At 68.8% G+C, this 15,638-nt stretch carries 13 protein-coding genes and 1 tRNA gene; 6 read left to right on the top strand and 8 right to left on the bottom strand.

Annotated features, from left to right (window positions below; genetic code table 11):
• Positions 1 to 19 precede the first annotated feature (19 nt).
• Positions 20 to 553, top strand: coding sequence for a winged helix-turn-helix transcriptional regulator (locus QO010_RS14100; protein ID WP_307350121.1), 534 nt, complete (start codon positions 20 to 22; stop codon positions 551 to 553).
• Here the strand turns inward: QO010_RS14100 and QO010_RS14095 are convergent.
• A complete protein-coding gene (locus QO010_RS14095; RefSeq protein ID WP_307350119.1) occupies positions 508 to 1,503 on the bottom strand; it encodes a GlxA family transcriptional regulator in 996 nt (331 codons plus the stop codon). The genes QO010_RS14100 and QO010_RS14095 overlap by 46 nt on opposite strands.
• A 277-nt stretch (positions 1,504 to 1,780) precedes the next feature.
• Between QO010_RS14095 and QO010_RS14090 the strand changes: the two genes are divergently transcribed.
• From QO010_RS14090 to QO010_RS14075, 4 genes are all read left to right on the top strand, one after another.
• A complete protein-coding gene (locus QO010_RS14090; RefSeq protein ID WP_307350118.1) occupies positions 1,781 to 2,884 on the top strand; it encodes a DJ-1/PfpI family protein in 1,104 nt (367 codons plus the stop codon).
• A gap of 123 nt (positions 2,885 to 3,007) precedes the next feature.
• Positions 3,008 to 5,158 carry a TonB-dependent receptor gene (locus tag QO010_RS14085; RefSeq protein WP_307350117.1) on the top strand — a complete coding sequence of 717 codons (2,151 nt, stop codon included), beginning with the start codon at positions 3,008 to 3,010 and terminating at the stop codon, positions 5,156 to 5,158.
• Positions 5,159 to 5,244: 86 nt separating this feature from the next.
• Entirely contained in the window at positions 5,245 to 6,825 is a 1,581-nt protein-coding gene (locus QO010_RS14080) for an AMP-binding protein (protein WP_307350116.1), read from the top strand.
• Between the two features lie 2 nt (positions 6,826 to 6,827).
• Positions 6,828 to 7,496: a TetR/AcrR family transcriptional regulator gene (locus tag QO010_RS14075; RefSeq protein ID WP_307350114.1), complete on the top strand. Its 669-nt coding sequence runs from the start codon at positions 6,828 to 6,830 to the stop codon at positions 7,494 to 7,496.
• A gap of 142 nt (positions 7,497 to 7,638) precedes the next feature.
• On the opposite strand, the gene QO010_RS14070 is transcribed toward QO010_RS14075, so the two are convergent.
• The 6 genes from QO010_RS14070 to QO010_RS14045 all read right to left on the bottom strand — a co-directional run bounded on the left by QO010_RS14070 (position 7,639) and on the right by QO010_RS14045 (position 12,782).
• Positions 7,639 to 9,282 carry a carboxylesterase/lipase family protein gene (locus QO010_RS14070; protein WP_307350112.1) on the bottom strand — a complete coding sequence of 548 codons (1,644 nt, stop codon included), beginning with the start codon at positions 9,280 to 9,282 and terminating at the stop codon, positions 7,639 to 7,641.
• Positions 9,279 to 10,508 (bottom strand): spinster family MFS transporter, encoded by a 1,230-nt coding sequence (locus QO010_RS14065; protein ID WP_307350390.1) that lies wholly within the window; start codon positions 10,506 to 10,508, stop codon positions 9,279 to 9,281. Before QO010_RS14065 ends, QO010_RS14070 begins: the two co-directional genes overlap by 4 nt.
• A gap of 193 nt (positions 10,509 to 10,701) precedes the next feature.
• Complete coding sequence (locus tag QO010_RS14060) at positions 10,702 to 11,133, bottom strand: hypothetical protein (RefSeq protein ID WP_307350110.1); 432 nt, start codon at positions 11,131 to 11,133, stop codon at positions 10,702 to 10,704.
• Between the two features lie 90 nt (positions 11,134 to 11,223).
• Positions 11,224 to 11,895 (bottom strand): TolB family protein, encoded by a 672-nt coding sequence (locus QO010_RS14055; RefSeq protein WP_307350108.1) that lies wholly within the window; start codon positions 11,893 to 11,895, stop codon positions 11,224 to 11,226.
• A gap of 208 nt (positions 11,896 to 12,103) precedes the next feature.
• Positions 12,104 to 12,178, bottom strand: a tRNA-Val gene (locus QO010_RS14050).
• A 247-nt stretch (positions 12,179 to 12,425) separates the two neighbouring features.
• On the bottom strand, positions 12,426 to 12,782 hold the full coding sequence (locus QO010_RS14045; RefSeq protein ID WP_307350106.1) for a response regulator: 357 nt from the start codon (positions 12,780 to 12,782) through the stop codon (positions 12,426 to 12,428).
• Between the two features lie 102 nt (positions 12,783 to 12,884).
• Between QO010_RS14045 and QO010_RS14040 the strand changes: the two genes are divergently transcribed.
• Positions 12,885 to 13,778, top strand: coding sequence for an N-formylglutamate amidohydrolase (locus QO010_RS14040; RefSeq protein ID WP_307350104.1), 894 nt, complete (start codon positions 12,885 to 12,887; stop codon positions 13,776 to 13,778).
• 352 nt (positions 13,779 to 14,130) lie between these two features.
• On the opposite strand, the gene QO010_RS14035 is transcribed toward QO010_RS14040, so the two are convergent.
• Positions 14,131 to 15,588 (bottom strand): AMP nucleosidase, encoded by a 1,458-nt coding sequence (locus tag QO010_RS14035; RefSeq protein ID WP_307350102.1) that lies wholly within the window; start codon positions 15,586 to 15,588, stop codon positions 14,131 to 14,133.
• Between the last annotated feature and the right edge of the window lie 50 nt (positions 15,589 to 15,638).

Raw genomic sequence — 15,638 nt, 5'->3', positions numbered from 1 at the left:
TAGCGCGGAGACCCCAGTTTTGTCGGGACCTAATTCAGACGACGGCCAACGGTCGGGTTGCCCGATCAACCTGACGCTGGAGGTGCTGGGCGATCGCTGGAGCCTGCTGGTCATTCGCGACCTGATGTTCGGCAACCGCCGCCACTTCCGTGAGCTGCTGTCCCGGTCCGAGGAGGGCATCGCCTCCAACATCCTGGCCGACCGGCTCAAGCGGCTGCTGGACAAGGGCCTGATCACCCGGGCCGACGATCCCAGCCACAAGCAGAAGGCCATCTACAGCCTGACCGAAAAGGCCATCCAGCTGGTCCCCATCCTGGCCCAGATGGGCGCCTGGGGCCGGCGGCACCTGAAGGTCAGCGAGGAGCTGAGCATCCGCGCCCAGCTGCTGGAGGAGGGCGGCCAGTCCATGTGGGACGCCTTCATGGACGAACTGCGCGACGCTCACCTGGGGCCGGGTCACCGGCTGTCACCGCCCGGGCCGTCGGTCGCCGCCCAGCTGCAGGCGGCCTATGAGGCGGTGTGCGCAGGCCGCGCCCCAAACCTGTCGCGGTAGTCGCCCGGGGTGATCCCCAGCCGCTTCTGGAAGGCGCGGTGCAGGCCATCCAGGCTGCCGAAACCCGCGCGCTCGGCCACCCGGGCCAGGGTCCAGTCCGAGGTTTCCAGCAGCGCCTTGGCCCGGTCGACCCGGGCCAGCTCGACGAAGGCGGCCGGGGTGCGGCCGGTTTCCTTGTGGAAGACCCGTGAGAAGGTGCGCTCGCTCATCCCGGCGCGGTCGGCCAGGGCCGGCAGGCTAAGGTCGCCGGTGGGGTCGGCGATGACCTCGGTCAGCAGCCGGCGCAGGCGCGGCGTGGCGGTGGCCTGGACGTCCAGCCCGGCGCTGTACTGGGTCTGACCGCCGGGCCGGCGCATGAACAGCACCAGGTTGCGGGCCACGGCCAGGGCCAGGTCCGGTCCATGGTCGTCCTCGACCAGCGACAGGCAGAGGTCGATGCCGGCGGTGATCCCCGCCGAGGTGTAGAAGGGCGGGTCGGCCACGAAGATGGCGTCCGGCTCCAGCCTCACCTGCGGGCGGAAGGCTCGCATCTGGGCGCAGGAATCCCAGTGGGTGGTAGCCCTTCGCCCGTCCAGCAGGCCGGCGGCGGCCAGGGCGAAGGCCCCCGAACAGACGCTGCCCATCCGCCGGGTGAGGCGGGCCCGGTCCCGCAGCCAGTCGATGACGTCGGTGTTCTGCATGGCCCGCAGGCCGGGTTCGTCGCCGCCGGCGAACAGGATGGTGTCGAGGTCCCGCGGCAGGTCGGCCAGGGCCGTCGAGCCGCCAAGGACCAACCCGGAATTGCAGACGATGTCGCCGCCGGCGGGTGAGGCCAGGATCACTTCATAGCCCCCGCCACGCCGGTCGCTGGCCATGGAGAACACCTCCATCGGCCCGACCAGGTCCAGGGACTGGGCGCCTGGATAGCCGACGAGGGCGATGCGGCGAAGGAGGGGGGCTGGCTGAGTCATTGGCGCAATCTGCGATATCTATGACATTTCCGCCAGACAATTCGACGCCTAGGGTCAGCTCTGCCGCAAGCCGCGGCTTTCAAAGGAGAGACCCTCATGCCCTGCCCCTGCGACCCCTGCCTGTGCGAGCCCTGCGCCTGCCAAGCCTGCGCCTGCGGCGCCGACTGCCAGTGCGGCGACGACTGCAACTGCGCCGCGCCGGTCCAAGCCGACTAGCCGCCGGGACGGCCGCGACCGATCCGGCCGCGGCCGCTCGCCTTCTCAAGGAAAGACGCCCATGCGCACCCATCTCGTCCTCATCTCGATCCTGGCCCTGGTGCTGGGGACCGACTTTTCGGCCGCCCAGGCCGCCCCGCCGGTCGCGGTGGTCGCCCCCGCTGAGGGCCGTCTCGTCCTGCCCAGGCCCAAGACCGGCCGCGCCCAGCCGCTGGTCGTCGTCGTCGCCGGCAATGCCGGGGCCGAGACCACCGACTTCATCATCCCCTACGGCGTGCTCAAGGCCTCGGGATTGGCTGAGGTGCGCAGCCTCTCGACCCAGCCGGGCCCGGTCGAGCTGCACATGGCCCTGCGTATCCAGGCCGACCAGACCATCGCGCAGTTCGACGCCGCCGAGCCGGCCGGCGCCGACATCGTCATCGTCCCCGCCCAGATGGTCCCCAAGGATCCGGTGCTGACCGCCTGGGTCGCCGCCCAGGCCAGGCGCGGCGCCGTCATCGTCTCGATCTGCGAAGGCGCCCGGGTCCTGGCCGCCGCCGGGCTGCTCGACGGCCGCCGGGCCACCACCCATTGGGCGGCGATCAAGAAGCTGGAGAAGGCCTATCCCGCCACGACCTGGGTGCGCGACCGCCGCTATGTCCAGGACGGGCCGATCATCTCCACCACCGGCGTCACCGCCTCGATCCCCGCCTCCCTGGCCCTGGTCGAGGCCCTGGGCGGACACGCCGCCGCCGCCGGCCTGGCCGCCCGGCTTGGAGTCAGCGACTGGAGCCCGGCGCACCAGACGGACGATTTTCAGATCACTCGCAGCGACTATCTGTACGGCATCGTCGCCCTGCTGGCCTTCTGGCGTCACGAGACGGTCGAGGCGCCCATCGCCGACGGGACCGACGAGATCGGCCTGGCCCTGTGGGCCGACAGCTGGCAGCGCAGCTACCGCACCAAGGTGCTCTCCACCCGCCCGGGCCTGACCCCGGTGCGCTCGCTGAACGGCCTGACCCTGCTGCCCGACGCCGAGCCCAAGGCCGGCCGCTACCGCCTGCCGATCAGCCCGCGCCCTTCCGCCTCGCAGCTCGACGCGGCCCTGGCCGCCATGGACGTACGCTATGGCCAAGACAGCGTGCGGCTGGCCTGGCTGGGCCTGGAATATGACCGACCGAAATAGGCCGAACACCGTTCTCAAAGATATTCACTCTCGTGATAGCCAGTATTGACAGCTCAGCGAATATCCCTCAGCTTTCCCATCACGCGCCGAAGAGCGCGAGCCATTCAGGCAGGGGGAGACACCATGAAGATCCGCGCATTTCTGCTGAGCGCGTCAGTGCTGGCGCTGGGCTGGAGCGGGGCCGCCATGGCCCAGACCACGCCCCCGCCGCCCAAGGACGACACCCAGGTCGACGAGGTGGTGGTCACCGCCGAGCGCCGCAGCACCAACCTGCAGCAGACCCCGATCGCCGCGACGGTGATCACCGGCGCCAAGCTGGAAGAAAAGGGGATCACCTCGGTCGACCAGCTGCAGTTCGTCGTCCCCGCCGCCGTGATCAACAATTTCGGCCAGGGCATCGACTTCAACATCCGCGGCATCGGCAAGTCCGAACACAACAGCCAGACCCTGACCGGCGTCATCACCTACCGCGACAACATCGCCACCTTCCCGGGCTATTTCACCGGCGAGCCCTACTATGACGTCGCCAGCGTCGAGGTGCTGCGCGGCCCGCAAGGCACCTTCGTCGGCCAGAACGCCACCGGCGGGGCGGTGTTCGTCAACACCAACAACCCGGTCGTCGGCGGCTCGACCAGCGGCTACATCGCCGGCCAGCTGGGCAACTATGCCGATATCGCCGCCCAGGGCGCGGTCAGCATCCCGCTGGGCGACACCTTCGCCGCCCGCATCGCCTTCAACGCCGAGCAGCGCGACAGCTTCTACGACATCACCGGCCCGGCCACCGCCACCGGCAACGAGGGCCTGCGCTTCTACAACGCCCGCCTGACCCTGGTCTGGAAGCCGACCGACAAGCTGACGGTCAATTTCAAGACCGACTACAACTATCTCAACTACGGCGGCTATCCGTCCGACCCGGTGCTGTCGCCCAACGATCCGTTCAAGATCACCGCCAACGCCCCGATGTTCGCCCGGGACCGCTTCGTGCGCTCGGCCCTGCGCGCCGACTACGTCTTCGACAACGGGATCACCTTCCGATCGGTCAGCGGCTATCAGTACGGCAACACCGCCTACAAGGCCGACCTCGACGGCCGCAGCACCGGCTTCAACACCTTCTACGACTATGTGCAGGAAGAGACCTACTCGCAGGAACTCAACCTGATCTCGCCCGACACCGGGCGGGTGAAATGGGTGGCCGGCGCCTACTTCCAGGCGGACGAGGCCAAGTTCCCGCCGGGCCAGTTCTTCATCGGCATTCCGCCCGGCAGCATCTTCACCCAGTACACGCTGTACGGGACCAACCCCAAGCAGAACACCGCCGTGTTCGGCCAGGTCGGCTTCAAGCTGACCGACAGCCTGGAACTGCAGGTCGGCGCCCGCTACTCCCGCACCACCACCACCAACCATGTGCATGTGCTGCAGTACGGCCTGCCCATCACCCAGGAGCAGTCGGCCAAGTCCAACAACACCTCGGGCAAGGTCGCGCTGAACTGGACCATCAACCCGCACCACTTCGTCTACGCCTTTGTCGCCACCGGCTATAAGCCCGGCGGCCTGAACGTGCCGGTGGGCCTGGGCCTGCCCGCGCCGTTCGGTCCCGAGAAGGTGACGGAGTACGAGGTGGGCTGGAAGGCCGGCTTCTTCGGCGGCCAGCTGCGCACCCAGATCGACGCCTTCTACAACGACTACAAGGGCTTCCAGGTCATCATCGGCTACCCGGCCTTCCCGACCTTCGGCTTCGAGCTGAACAACCCCAACCCGACCAGGATGTATGGGGTCGAGTTCCAGGCCGAGGCGGTGTTCGGCGACCTGTCCATCGACGCGGGCGGGGCCTGGATGAAGAGCGAACTGGGCAAGTTCTACGCCCATGACCCGCGCATTCCCGGCGTCGTGGCCTGCGATCCGGAGACCGGTCCGGTCGGCCCCGGCTGCTTCAACCTGGATGGACGCGACCAGACCTATGCGCCGGAAGTCACCGCCAACATCGGGATCCAGTACCGGTTCACCCTGGACAACGGCGATCGCCTGATCCCGCGCCTGAACTATGGCTATGTCTCGCCGCAGTGGGCGACCCTGTTCGAGAACCGCGCCCGCGGTGACCGGATCGAGCAGCGCAACATCTTCAACGCCCAGTTCGCCTGGACGCATGGGGATGTCATCACCACCCTCTATGCGACCAACCTGACCGACCAGCACTATATCGGAGCCATCAATTCCGGCCTGCGCTTCGCCGGTCCGCCGCGCCAGTTCGGCATCCGGGTCATGAAGGCTTTCTAAGGTTCCTCCGACGACCCTCGCCGGCCGCCGCCCCTCCCCTCCGGCGGCGGCCGGTTTCTTTCGTTTCAAAGAGTTCCCGCCGGTCCATGCAGTCCTACGCCCTCACGGTAGACAAATTCCTCGACCATGCCGCCAAGTGGTCGGGGGATCGGCAGATCGTCACCGCTGACTCTGGCGCCATCGGCTATGCGGGACTGCGAGAACGGGCCAACCGGATGTCCGGCGCCCTGGCGGCCCTGGGCCTGAAGTTCGGCGACCGCATCGCCACCCTGGCCTGGAACACCCAGCACCATCTCGAAACCTACTACGCGGCCATGGGGGCGGGGCTGGTCTGCCACACCCTCAACCCACGCCTGACCGCCGCCCATCTGGCGGCCATGGTCAACGAGGCCGAGGACCGGGTCCTGGCCGTCGCCTCGACCCTGGGCCCGCTGCTGGCCGAACTGGTTCCGCTCTGCCCGGGCCTCGAGCATGTCATCCTGATGGACGGCGGAGCGCCCGACAGCCTCTATCTCGACGGCCCGCAGATCTGGGCCTACGAGGCCCTGCTGGCCTCGCACGGCGCTCCGGCCGTCTGGGGCGGCTTTCCCGAGGAGACGCCGGCAGGCCTCTGCTACACCTCGGGCACCACCGGCAGCCCCAAGGGCGTCCTCTACACCCACCGCTCCAACTATCTGCACACCCTGCGCGCCCTGCAGGCCGACGCCATGGGCCTGACCGGCGCCGACAGCCTGCTGGTCGCCGTGCCGATGTTCCACGCCAACGGCTGGGGCCTGCCCTTCGCCGCCCCGGCGGTGGGGGCCAAGCTGGTCCTGCCCGGCCGCAACGCCGATGGCGCCAGCCTGGCCCGGCTGATGGCCGAGGAGGGCGTCACCATGGCCGCCGGGGTGCAGACCGTCTGGCTGGGGGTGCTGGACCATCTCGACGCCACCGGCGGCGAGCTGCCGGCGCTCAAGCGTATCCTGATCGGCGGCTCGGCCTGTCCCGACGCCCTGATCCGCCGCATGGAGGATCGGCTGGGCGTGCAGGTGCAGACCAGCTGGGGCATGACCGAGCTGTCGCCGCTGGGGACCATCGCTCCGTTCGGCGCCTCCAGCCGCGCTTCGGGCCGCCCGCCCATGGGCCTGGACCTGCGGCTGACCGACGCCGACAACACCCCCCTTCCCGAGCAACGCGGCGTGGTTGGCCATCTGAAGGTGCGCGGCCACAGCGTCGTCGACCGCTATTTCAAGGCCGCGGCGGACGCCCTGGACGCCGAGGGCTGGTTCGATACCGGGGACCTGGCCAGCATCGACGAGACCGGCGCCCTGACCCTCTGTGGCCGCTCCAAGGACCTGATCAAGTCGGGCGGCGAATGGATCAACCCGGCCGAGATCGAGGCCATCGTCGGGGCGCATCCCACGGTCGGCCAGGTGGCGGTGATCGCCCGCGAGGATCCCAAATGGGGCGAGCGGCCGGTGCTGATCGTCGAGCCCTGCCCGGGCCAGTCGATCGACGCCCGGGCGCTGGTCGACAGCCTGCGGGGCAAGGTCGCCGACTGGTGGCTGCCCGATCAGGTGGTGCAACTGGCGGCAATGCCGCTGGCGGCCACGGGAAAGATTGACAAAAACCGGCTCCGTGCCGACTACGTCAGCGGGGAGATGGTTACCCAGGGAGTCACGCGCTGACCATGTCGGAAGCCGCTACACGAACGCGCCGCACCAAGGCCGAACAGCGGGCGGAGACGCTGGAGCAGATCCTCGACGCCGCCGAGTTCCTGTTCTCCAAACACGGGATGAACGGCGTCACCCTGCGCGACGTCGCCCAGAGGGTTGGGGTCCATACCACCCTGCTGCACTACTATTTCGACGACAAGGCCGCCCTGTTCGAGGCCGCCTACGCCCGGCGCGCCGTGGTCAGCAGCCAGCGGCGCATGGAGGCCCTGGACCGCTACGAGGCCGAGGCCGGCGGCCATCCCACCGTCGAGGGCGCCCTGCACGCCTTCCTGGACACCGACCTGGACCTCTACATGGCCGGTGGCGAGCAGTGGATGAACTGGGCCGCCTTCTGCGCCCGGATGAGCAACACGCCCGAAGGGGCCAAGATGCTGGACGACTATTTCGATCCGGTGGTGCTCAAGCTGGTCGGCATCCTCAAGAAGGCCCTGCCCGACTACACCGACGAGGACATCTTCTGGGGCTATCACTTCGTGACCGGGGCCCTGATGAACACCCTGGCCCGCACCGGCCGCATCGACCGCCTGTCGGGCGGCATCTGCCACTCCGACGACTTCACGGCGGTGAAGCAGCGGATCGCGCGCTTTATGGCGGCGGGGTTTTTGGCGCTGAAACAGCCATAAAATCCGCTCATCCCCGCGAAAGCGGGGACCCAGGCTTTTTCGTTGTTGAGAGCAATCCCGGCAGGTCTGGGCGGTTGAAAAGCTGCAACCAAAAACACCTGGGTCCCCGCTTTCGCGGGGATGAGCGGGTGTGGGTTGCCGTTCAGCAGCCCTCGGCCTTGGGTGGAATGACCCCCGCAGCCAGGCCCAGGTTCCACACCCATGGCTGGGTCCCCGCCGCGCGCCGGCGGCAGACCACGCTTTCATGCAGGGCGAACACGCCCGGCAGCAGGTCGGCCGAGACCTTGGGGACGTCCTGGAAGGCCATGAAGTAGCCCGGCCTGCCAAAGGCCGGCCAGTCGGGGGCGCCCCTGGCCTTGGGCCGGCCGGTCGTGGCGAAGCTGACCCAGTAGTCGACCATGGCGTCGGCCATGGCCCGCTCGCCCGGGGTCTGGGGAATGGCCGGCCAGTAGGGACCGGCGCGATTGATGTTGCCGAACATGTAGGGCAGCTCGGCGCCGTGGAAGGCGTGCAACCCGGCGCTGTCGGCGGCCGGATAGCTGTGGTCGAAGATGTAGAGATAGGCGCTCTGGCCCGCCGCCGTCTGCTTGGCCGCCAGCCGCCAGGCCGTCCAGCCGTAGAGGCCGTCCCGGGTGGTCGCCAGAATGCTCTCGCCCATGTCGCGGCTGGGGTAGAGCCCCAGGAAGCTGTCGGCCAGGTCGCCGTAGTTGTCGCGGATGGTCTTCTCGTAGGCCCCGGCGGTCAGCGGGGTCTTGGGGGCCAGGATCATCAGCGAGCGGATCTCGCCGCTGTTGAAGCCGGCGATCAGCGGCACGGGCGCCTGCTCGCCGCGGTCGAACGTGTCGACCAGCTGGCGCGGGATCAGTTTGCCGTCGACGGTCGGGAAGGGGAAGTAGGCGAAGGCGGACTTGGCGATCAGCTTGTCGGCGTCGATGGCCCGAAGGCTCGCGACGTCAGCCGCCCCCAGCCTGGCGGCCAGGGCCTGGCCCGACGCCTCGGCCGAGGGCGTGCCGTTGCTGGCCTGCTTCAGTTCGGGCGCCGAGGTGGTGTAGGCGCTCTGGAGGATGGCCTTGGCGAACAGGCCCCGGGCCGAGGGCATGGCCATCAGATAGGCCACCGACAGGCCGCCGGCCGATTCCCCGGCGATGGTGACATTGCCCGGATCGCCCCCGAAGGCGGCGATGTTGCGCTGGACCCAGCGCAGGGCCTCCACCTGGTCGAGCAGGCCCCAGTTGCCCGACAGCCCGTCCGGCGACTCGGCCGACAGCTCCGGATGGGCCAGGAAGCCCAGCACGCCCAGGCGATAGTTGATCGAGACGACCACCACCCCGCGGCCGGCCATCTTCGTGCCCTCATAGAGGGTCTCGCGGCTCGAGCCGCCGGCGAAAGAGCCGCCATGGATCCAGACGATGACCGGCGCCCCCTTGCTGTCCTTTGGGCCGGCCTTGGCGGGCGCCCAGACGTTCAGCGACAGGCAGTCCTCGCTCATCGGCGGCGGCGGGGCCCAGTAGATGCCGCCGGGCGGGGCCCTGAACTGCGGACAGGCGGGACCGAAATCGTCGGCCTGGCGCAAGCCGTCCCAATGGGCCGCGGGCCTGGGCGGCGCCCAGCGCAGGTCGCCGACCGGCGCGGCGGCGTAGGGGATGCCCTTGAAGGCCCGGACCTCGCCGCTCATCCGGCCTTCCAGCCTGCCGGCCGGCGCCTCGACGAGGGGATTGTCCGCCGCCCAGGCCGGCGCGGCGCAGGTGAGGGTCAGCAGAACGGCGGCGAGCAGGGGACGGATCATGCGGCGGCTCCAGCTTGTTCGCGGCGCAGCACCCGGGCCAGCCACAGGAAAAGGCCGATGGCGAGGGCGTAGAAGGGCAAGAGGCCATAGAAGGCCACTTGAAGACTGTGCTCGGGGTGGGTCGGCCGCAGCCAGTCGCTGACCGCCCCCACCAGGGTCGGGCCAATGCCCATGCCTGTCAGGTTCATGACCAGCAGCAGCAGCGCCCCCGACAGCACCCGCTGGCGCGGGGCGACCTCCTCCTGCACCAGGGCCACGGCCGAGGAGAGGTAGAAGTAGTTGAGGAAGGTGGGGCCCAGCAGCAGGGCCAGGGCCAGGGGCCAGGTCGGGGCCCAGACGAAGGCGATGAAGAAGGGCACGGCCAGGGTCAGGGTCAGGGCCGGCAGCCAGGCATAGGCGGCCTTGGAGCGCCTGGTGAAATAGTCGATCGCCCGTCCCGAGACGAAGATGCCGCCGCCCATGCCGACCGCCACCACCAGGGCGTACCAGAGCGCGATGTCCTGCAGGGTCATGCCCTTTTCGCGGATCAGCAGCAGGGTGGTGAAGTTGCCGGCCCCATAGGTGACGATCTGGGTCACTCCGCCGCCCGCCGCCGCCAGGGCCAGGGCCGGGTGGGAGAAGAACATCCGCACGGTCGGCCAGAAGCCGTCGACCCTGGGGTCCGCCGGGGCCTGGACCCGGTCCAGCCCGCCCCGCCTGGGCTCGCGCACGAACAGCAGCACCGCGAGCGCCGTGAAGACCCCCACCGCGCCCAGCGAGATGAAGGCCAGCCGCCAGCTGAAGGCGGCGGCGATGGAGGCCCCGAACGCCACGCCCAGCGCCTGGCCGATCGGCGGGCCCAGGTTGAACAGCCCCAGCGCCGTCCCTCTGCGGCCGGGCGGGAAGTAGTCGGAGATGATGGCGTAGGAGGGCGGCACGCCCCCCGCCTCCCCGACCCCCACCGCCATCCGCGCCGCCACCAGCTGCGGATAGCTGGCCGCCATCCCACAGGCGACCGTGGCGGCGCTCCACAGGGCGCAGGCGAAGGCCAGCACCCGGACCCGGTTGGTGCGGTCGGCCAGCCAGCCGACGGGAATGGAGATCAGGCAGTAGAACAGCGCGAAATAGAGCCCCCCGATCAGCCCCAGCTGGCCGTCGGTCACCCCCAGGCTGTCCTGGATCGGCTTGGCCAGGATCGACAGCAGCTGCCGGTCGAGGAAGTTCAGCACATAGACCAGGCACAGCATGCCCAGCACGAACCAGGCCTTGAGGCTGGTCGGCGCTGGCGACAGCTCACCCGTGACGGTCTTCGACTCCACGCGCTTCCCCCTTCGACTTTGAACGTCGATTGGTGAGGAGCATGCCGTCGATCTGTGGGTCGCGTCAACACTCACTATGCCGAGCGTGAATATCTTGCCGGGCGGCGCGGGCGGCGTCCGCTCAACGGGTCAGGGCGTAGGGCTGGAACTCGCAGCCCACGGCCTGGCTGAGGGCATAGAGGACCTGTTCATCGCCGCCGCCCGCCCGATAGAAGGGAACGCCGTCCTTGAAACCCTCGGGCTTCGCCTCGAGCTCCTGGGCCTTCAGGACCCTGGGCAGGCCGAACTTCCGGTAGGTCCTGCCGTTCAAAACGACCGTGTCATTGCCCGTGTAGAAGGGCTTTCCTTTCGCCTCGACGAGTTTGGTCAGGTCGACGGGGATCAGGGTTTCCCTGCCGACGATCCAAACCTTGGCGGCGCCGTAGCTGTAATAGATGTCCGAGCCGACTAGGGCATTGCGTCCTGGATCGTGGGCGCAAAGAACGCCCTTCCAGGTCTGAGGCGGCTGGGCCGGAGCGGTGGCCAGAAGCAGGGCGATGGCTAGGGCGGGCATGGCGTTTCCTTGCGGTCGCGTTGGACGTCTGCCCGGCAGGGTGCCGGGGACGGCTTCGCGCCGCGTCCCCAGAAAAGGGGCCGGCGCCTGTCAGACGGTCCCGCCGTGACGCTTGAGCCAGGCCCCGACCGCCGCGTCCCTGTCCTCGCTGCCGGGGATGGCGAAGGCGACCTTGGCGTCGGGCCGGACCACGAAGGTCGGATCGTAGGCCCCGCCCCCGTTGGCGCGATATCGGTGCCGGTTCACCAGCAGGAACCCGCGATAGGGCCCGGTGCGGATCACCGCCACGCTGTTGCCGTCGATGACATAGCGATGGGCGCCGGTCTTGAGGTTGACCTGATGGATCGCCGCCGAGGTCACCCAGGCGTTGGCCATCACATAGACGAAGCCGCCGCCCAGCGAGAAGACCGGCGAGCCGATGCCGGTGAAGTCCTGGCCGACCTGGTCGCTGGCCTGCGGCGCGGCGGCGCGGCGGGTTGCGCCCGTCGTCAGGTCGCAGAGCCACAGGGACGACTTCGGATAGCCAAAGTCGTCCGCGGTCTTCTGATCGTCATGGACGTAGGCGACCAGCCGACCATCCGGCGACAGAGCCGGATCGCGATTGGCTCCGTTGCGAGTCAACCGCCGCTCACCGGCGCCATCGGAGATCCAGATGTCGCCGTCCCGCTCAGACAGTTTCGCGCCGGCGGCAAAGGCCGGCCCCCCGCCAGACAGCGCCCCCGCCAGGATCAGTCCCAGGCCGGCGCGGCGGGTGAGGGTCATGTCAGGAATACCGGCGTATGGTGGAACTTGATCGGGCTCTGAACCTGTATGCTTCAGCTCGGCCCATCCCGCCATCCCCCGGATAGGGGGAGCGGTGGCGCAGCGGAAAGGTGGAGTCGTCCGCCTTCGCCAAGGCTTCGGAGATCATCCTGCTTCGAATGCAGACCCCGGGATCAATCCTGCGAAGCTCCGAAAGAGCGAAGCAGGATGGTGGACACGGCTGGGATTGAACCAGCGACCCCCTCGATGTCAACGAGGTGCTCTCCCACTGAGCTACGCGTCCGTTCCGGCGGGAGGGGGCGATATACCCATGAGCGGCGGCGGGCGCAAGCGGCCCGTGCGCTGCGCCCCAGGGCCCATACTTAATACCGCTCATCCCCGCGAAAGCGGGGACCCAGGCTTTTTGCTGTTGAGGGCGGTTCTGACAGGTCCGGGCGGCTGAAAGTCAGCTACGAAAAACACCTGGGTCCCCGCTTTCGCGGGGATGAGCGGATGGAAAGTTACGCTCTCGAGCCGAGTGAGCTCGGGCCCTAGGCCGCCATCATCCGTTCGACCTCGGTGACGATCTCGCGCAGGTGCACGGGCTTGGACAGCACCTTGGAGCCGGCCGGCGCCAGGTCGGGGGCGGTCAGGGCCACGGCCGCGAAACCGGTGATGAACATGATGCGCAGGCCGGGGTGGCGGGCGGCGGCGTGGCGGGCCACCTCGATGCCGTCCATGCCGGGCATGACGATGTCGGTGAGCAGCAGGTCCCAGTCCTCGTCGAGGCAGGCGGCCGCCTCCTCGCCGTCGGCGCAGGCCTTGACCTCATAGCCGGCCCTTTCCAGGGCCCGGGCCAGGAAGCCGCGCAGCGAGTCGTCGTCTTCGGCCAGCAGGATGCGGGGCATGGGAGCCTCTTCGTTGATCTCGGACGGCATCCTTAACGGCGAGGTGTAAAGGTGCGGTGAAAGGCTTTGACCGGAGCGTCGGGCACCCGGATGATAAGCGCGATGAACGCCATCCAGCCCCCTGGCGCCCTGGTTGCCGAACCGCCCTTCGCCATCGCGCGGCCGGGCCCGGAGGCGCCGTCTTCGCCCCTGGTGTTCGCCTCGCCCCATTCCGGCAGCATCTATCCGGCTGAGATGATGGCCGCCTCGATGCTGGACGCCGCCGCGATCCGCCGTTCCGAGGACGCCCTGGTCGACCGGCTGGTCGAGGGCGCGCCGGCCCAGGGCGCGACCCTGATCACCGCCCGGCTGGCCCGGGCCTGGATCGACGTCAACCGCGAGCCCTGGGAGCTGGACCAGGGCATGTTCGAGGACGAGCTGCCCGACTTCGCCAAGGGCCGCACCGCCCGGGTGGCGGCGGGACTGGGCAGCATCGCCAAGGTGGTCTCCGAAGGCCGCGAGATCTATGCCCGCAAGCTGACCTTCGCCGAGGCGCGGGAGCGGGTCGACAGCGTCCACCGGCCCTATCACGACGCCCTGGCCCGGCTGTTGGCCGAGGCGCGGGCGGCGCATGGCCTGGCCATCCTGATCGACTGGCACTCCATGCCGGCGGCGGCCGGAAGCGGGGTGGTGACCACGCGCCACGGCCGGGGCTGCGACATCGTGCTGGGCGACCGCTTCGGCGCGGCCTGCGCCCCGGTCCTGACGACGATGGTCGAGCGCGAACTCGAAGCCATGGGCTATCGCTGCGCCCGCAACAGCCCCTATGCCGGCGGCTACACCACCGAGCACTACGGCCGCCCGGCCCGCAAGACCCACGCCCTGCAGATCGAGATCAACCGGGCCCTCTATCTGGACGAGGCGACGCTGGAGCCGACGGAGGGGCTGGCGAAGCTGAAGGCCGATATCGAGCGGGTGACGGGGGTGTTGGCCGCGGAGTGGAAGCGGCTGAAGTAAGAGCCCGTGGATGTAGCCCCCTCCGGCCCCTTGGGCCGGCCTCCCCCGGAGGGGGAGGATTGGCCAAAAAAAAGCGGCGCCCGAAGACGCCGCAGTTCATTAGGGAGGAAACGCCCAGGAAGGGCAGAGGCGGCAAAGCCAGCCTCACCCCCTGAATGTAGGGTGCGGCGCACAACGCTTCAAGAGAAAAGTGTGCGGTGCAGCAAAATAGTTGGCGAGTTCGGCCCCAGACAACGGTTTCCTCGGGCAGGACCTGCCCTAACGGCAATGGTGCGGCGCACAAAAATCGGGCGGCTGCTGCTTCAATTCACGACATGATGAATAAAAACAGCCGCTTGCGGTTGTCCCGACTTTACCGGAAAGGCGGCTCGTCGAAGGCCCGCAGCTTGCGGCTGTGCAGGCCGGGCCCTTCGAGCCGCAGCAGGTCCACCGTGGCGATGCCGATCTGCAGGTGCTGGCCGATAGCCCGCTCATAGAAGGCGTTGGCCTGGCCCGGCAGCTTGATCTCGCCGTGCAGCGGCTTGTCCGACACGCAGAGCAGCGTCCCGTACGGCACCCGGAAGCGGTAGCCCTGAGCGGCGATGGTGGCGCTTTCCATGTCGATGCCAACCGCCCGGCTCTGGTTGAAGCGCAGGGCGCTGGAGGTGTAGCGGAGCTCCCAGTTGCGGTCGTCGGTGGTCACCACCGTGCCCGTGCGCAGCCGGCGCTTGAGCATCTCCCCGCTCTCGCCGCTGACCTGCTTGGCCGCGTCGTAGAGGGCCCGCTGCACCTCGGCGATGGAGGGGATCGGGATGTCGGTCGGCAGGATCTGGTCCAGCACATGGTCGTCGCGCAGATAGGCGTGGGCCAGGACATAGTCGCCGATGGTCTGGCTGCCGCGCAGGCCGCCGCAGTGGCCGATCATCAGCCAGGCCTGGGGTCGCAGCACCGCCAGGTGGTCGGTGATGGTCTTGGCGTTGGAGGGCCCGACCCCGATGTTGACCAGGGTGATCCCCTGCCCGTTCTCGGCCATCAGGTGATAGGCCGGCATCTGATGGCGCCGCCAGGGGCCGTTGGCGACGGCCGCTTCCGGGTCGGGGGTATCCTTGGTGACCAGGACCGCGCCGCTGCAGCTGAGCGCCGTATAGGACGTCTTCTCGTCCTTCAGCCGCTCGCAGGCCCAGCGGACGAACTCGTCGACATAGCGGTGGTAGTTGGTGAACAGGATGTATTGCTGGACGTGCTCGGCCGGGGCGCCGGTGTAGTGCTTGAGCCGCGCCAGGGAGAAGTCCGAGCGCAGGCCGTCGAACAGGGCCAGCGGCCTATCGAACCCCAGGCCCGCATCCCACTCGCCGTCGGCCACCTCGTCGCCGATGAAGGCGAGCTCCGTGGTCGGGAAGTGGCGAGCGATGTCGCTGGCGGCCGCGTCGGCCAGGTCCAGGTCGCCGCCGTCCAGCACATAGGGGAAGGGGATTTCCTGCTCCGAGCGGCCGACCTCGACGGTGACCTTGAAGTCGGCGATCAGCAGCGACAGCTGCTCGACCAGATAGTTGTGGAACACCGACGGGCGGGTGACCGTGGTCGTATAGACCCCCGGCTCGGCCAAGCGCGCATAGGCCCGGGAGATGCGCGGATAACCGCTCTCGCCGGTCCAGGTCAGCCGCAGCTCGGGATAGGTGTAGGCCCCGGCGTCGCGGACGGCGGGGTCGGGGGCTTTGCCGGTTTTCAGGAAGGCCTTGAGGTCGCTGCGCAGCGCGGCGACGGAGGTCTGGTATTCGGCTTCAAGTCGCTCGACGATGGCGACAGCTTGTTTTTCGCTTTCATTTTGCATGCGGGCTTATAGCGGCGAGCTTGTAACGGTTCCAGTGGCGCCGCTTTCAA

The organism is Caulobacter ginsengisoli (assembly GCF_030814835.1).
In the GTDB taxonomy this organism is placed as follows: domain Bacteria; phylum Pseudomonadota; class Alphaproteobacteria; order Caulobacterales; family Caulobacteraceae; genus Caulobacter; species Caulobacter ginsengisoli.
This window is presented reverse-complemented; position numbering and strand designations above follow the sequence as displayed.

Coding starts and splice junctions, on each gene's coding strand:
- QO010_RS14040 (WP_307350104.1), top strand. CDS start 12,885: ATGAACGCCATCCAGCCCCCTGGCGCCCTGGTTGCCGAACCGCCCTTC.
- QO010_RS14080 (WP_307350116.1), top strand. CDS start 5,245: ATGCAGTCCTACGCCCTCACGGTAGACAAATTCCTCGACCATGCCGCC.
- QO010_RS14075 (WP_307350114.1), top strand. CDS start 6,828: ATGTCGGAAGCCGCTACACGAACGCGCCGCACCAAGGCCGAACAGCGG.
- QO010_RS14055 (WP_307350108.1), bottom strand. CDS start 11,895: ATGACCCTCACCCGCCGCGCCGGCCTGGGACTGATCCTGGCGGGGGCG.
- QO010_RS14035 (WP_307350102.1), bottom strand. CDS start 15,588: ATGCAAAATGAAAGCGAAAAACAAGCTGTCGCCATCGTCGAGCGACTT.
- QO010_RS14065 (WP_307350390.1), bottom strand. CDS start 10,508: ATGCTGTGCCTGGTCTATGTGCTGAACTTCCTCGACCGGCAGCTGCTG.
- QO010_RS14095 (WP_307350119.1), bottom strand. CDS start 1,503: ATGACTCAGCCAGCCCCCCTCCTTCGCCGCATCGCCCTCGTCGGCTAT.
- QO010_RS14060 (WP_307350110.1), bottom strand. CDS start 11,133: ATGCCCGCCCTAGCCATCGCCCTGCTTCTGGCCACCGCTCCGGCCCAG.
- QO010_RS14085 (WP_307350117.1), top strand. CDS start 3,008: ATGAAGATCCGCGCATTTCTGCTGAGCGCGTCAGTGCTGGCGCTGGGC.
- QO010_RS14045 (WP_307350106.1), bottom strand. CDS start 12,782: ATGCCCCGCATCCTGCTGGCCGAAGACGACGACTCGCTGCGCGGCTTC.
- QO010_RS14070 (WP_307350112.1), bottom strand. CDS start 9,282: ATGATCCGTCCCCTGCTCGCCGCCGTTCTGCTGACCCTCACCTGCGCC.
- QO010_RS14090 (WP_307350118.1), top strand. CDS start 1,781: ATGCGCACCCATCTCGTCCTCATCTCGATCCTGGCCCTGGTGCTGGGG.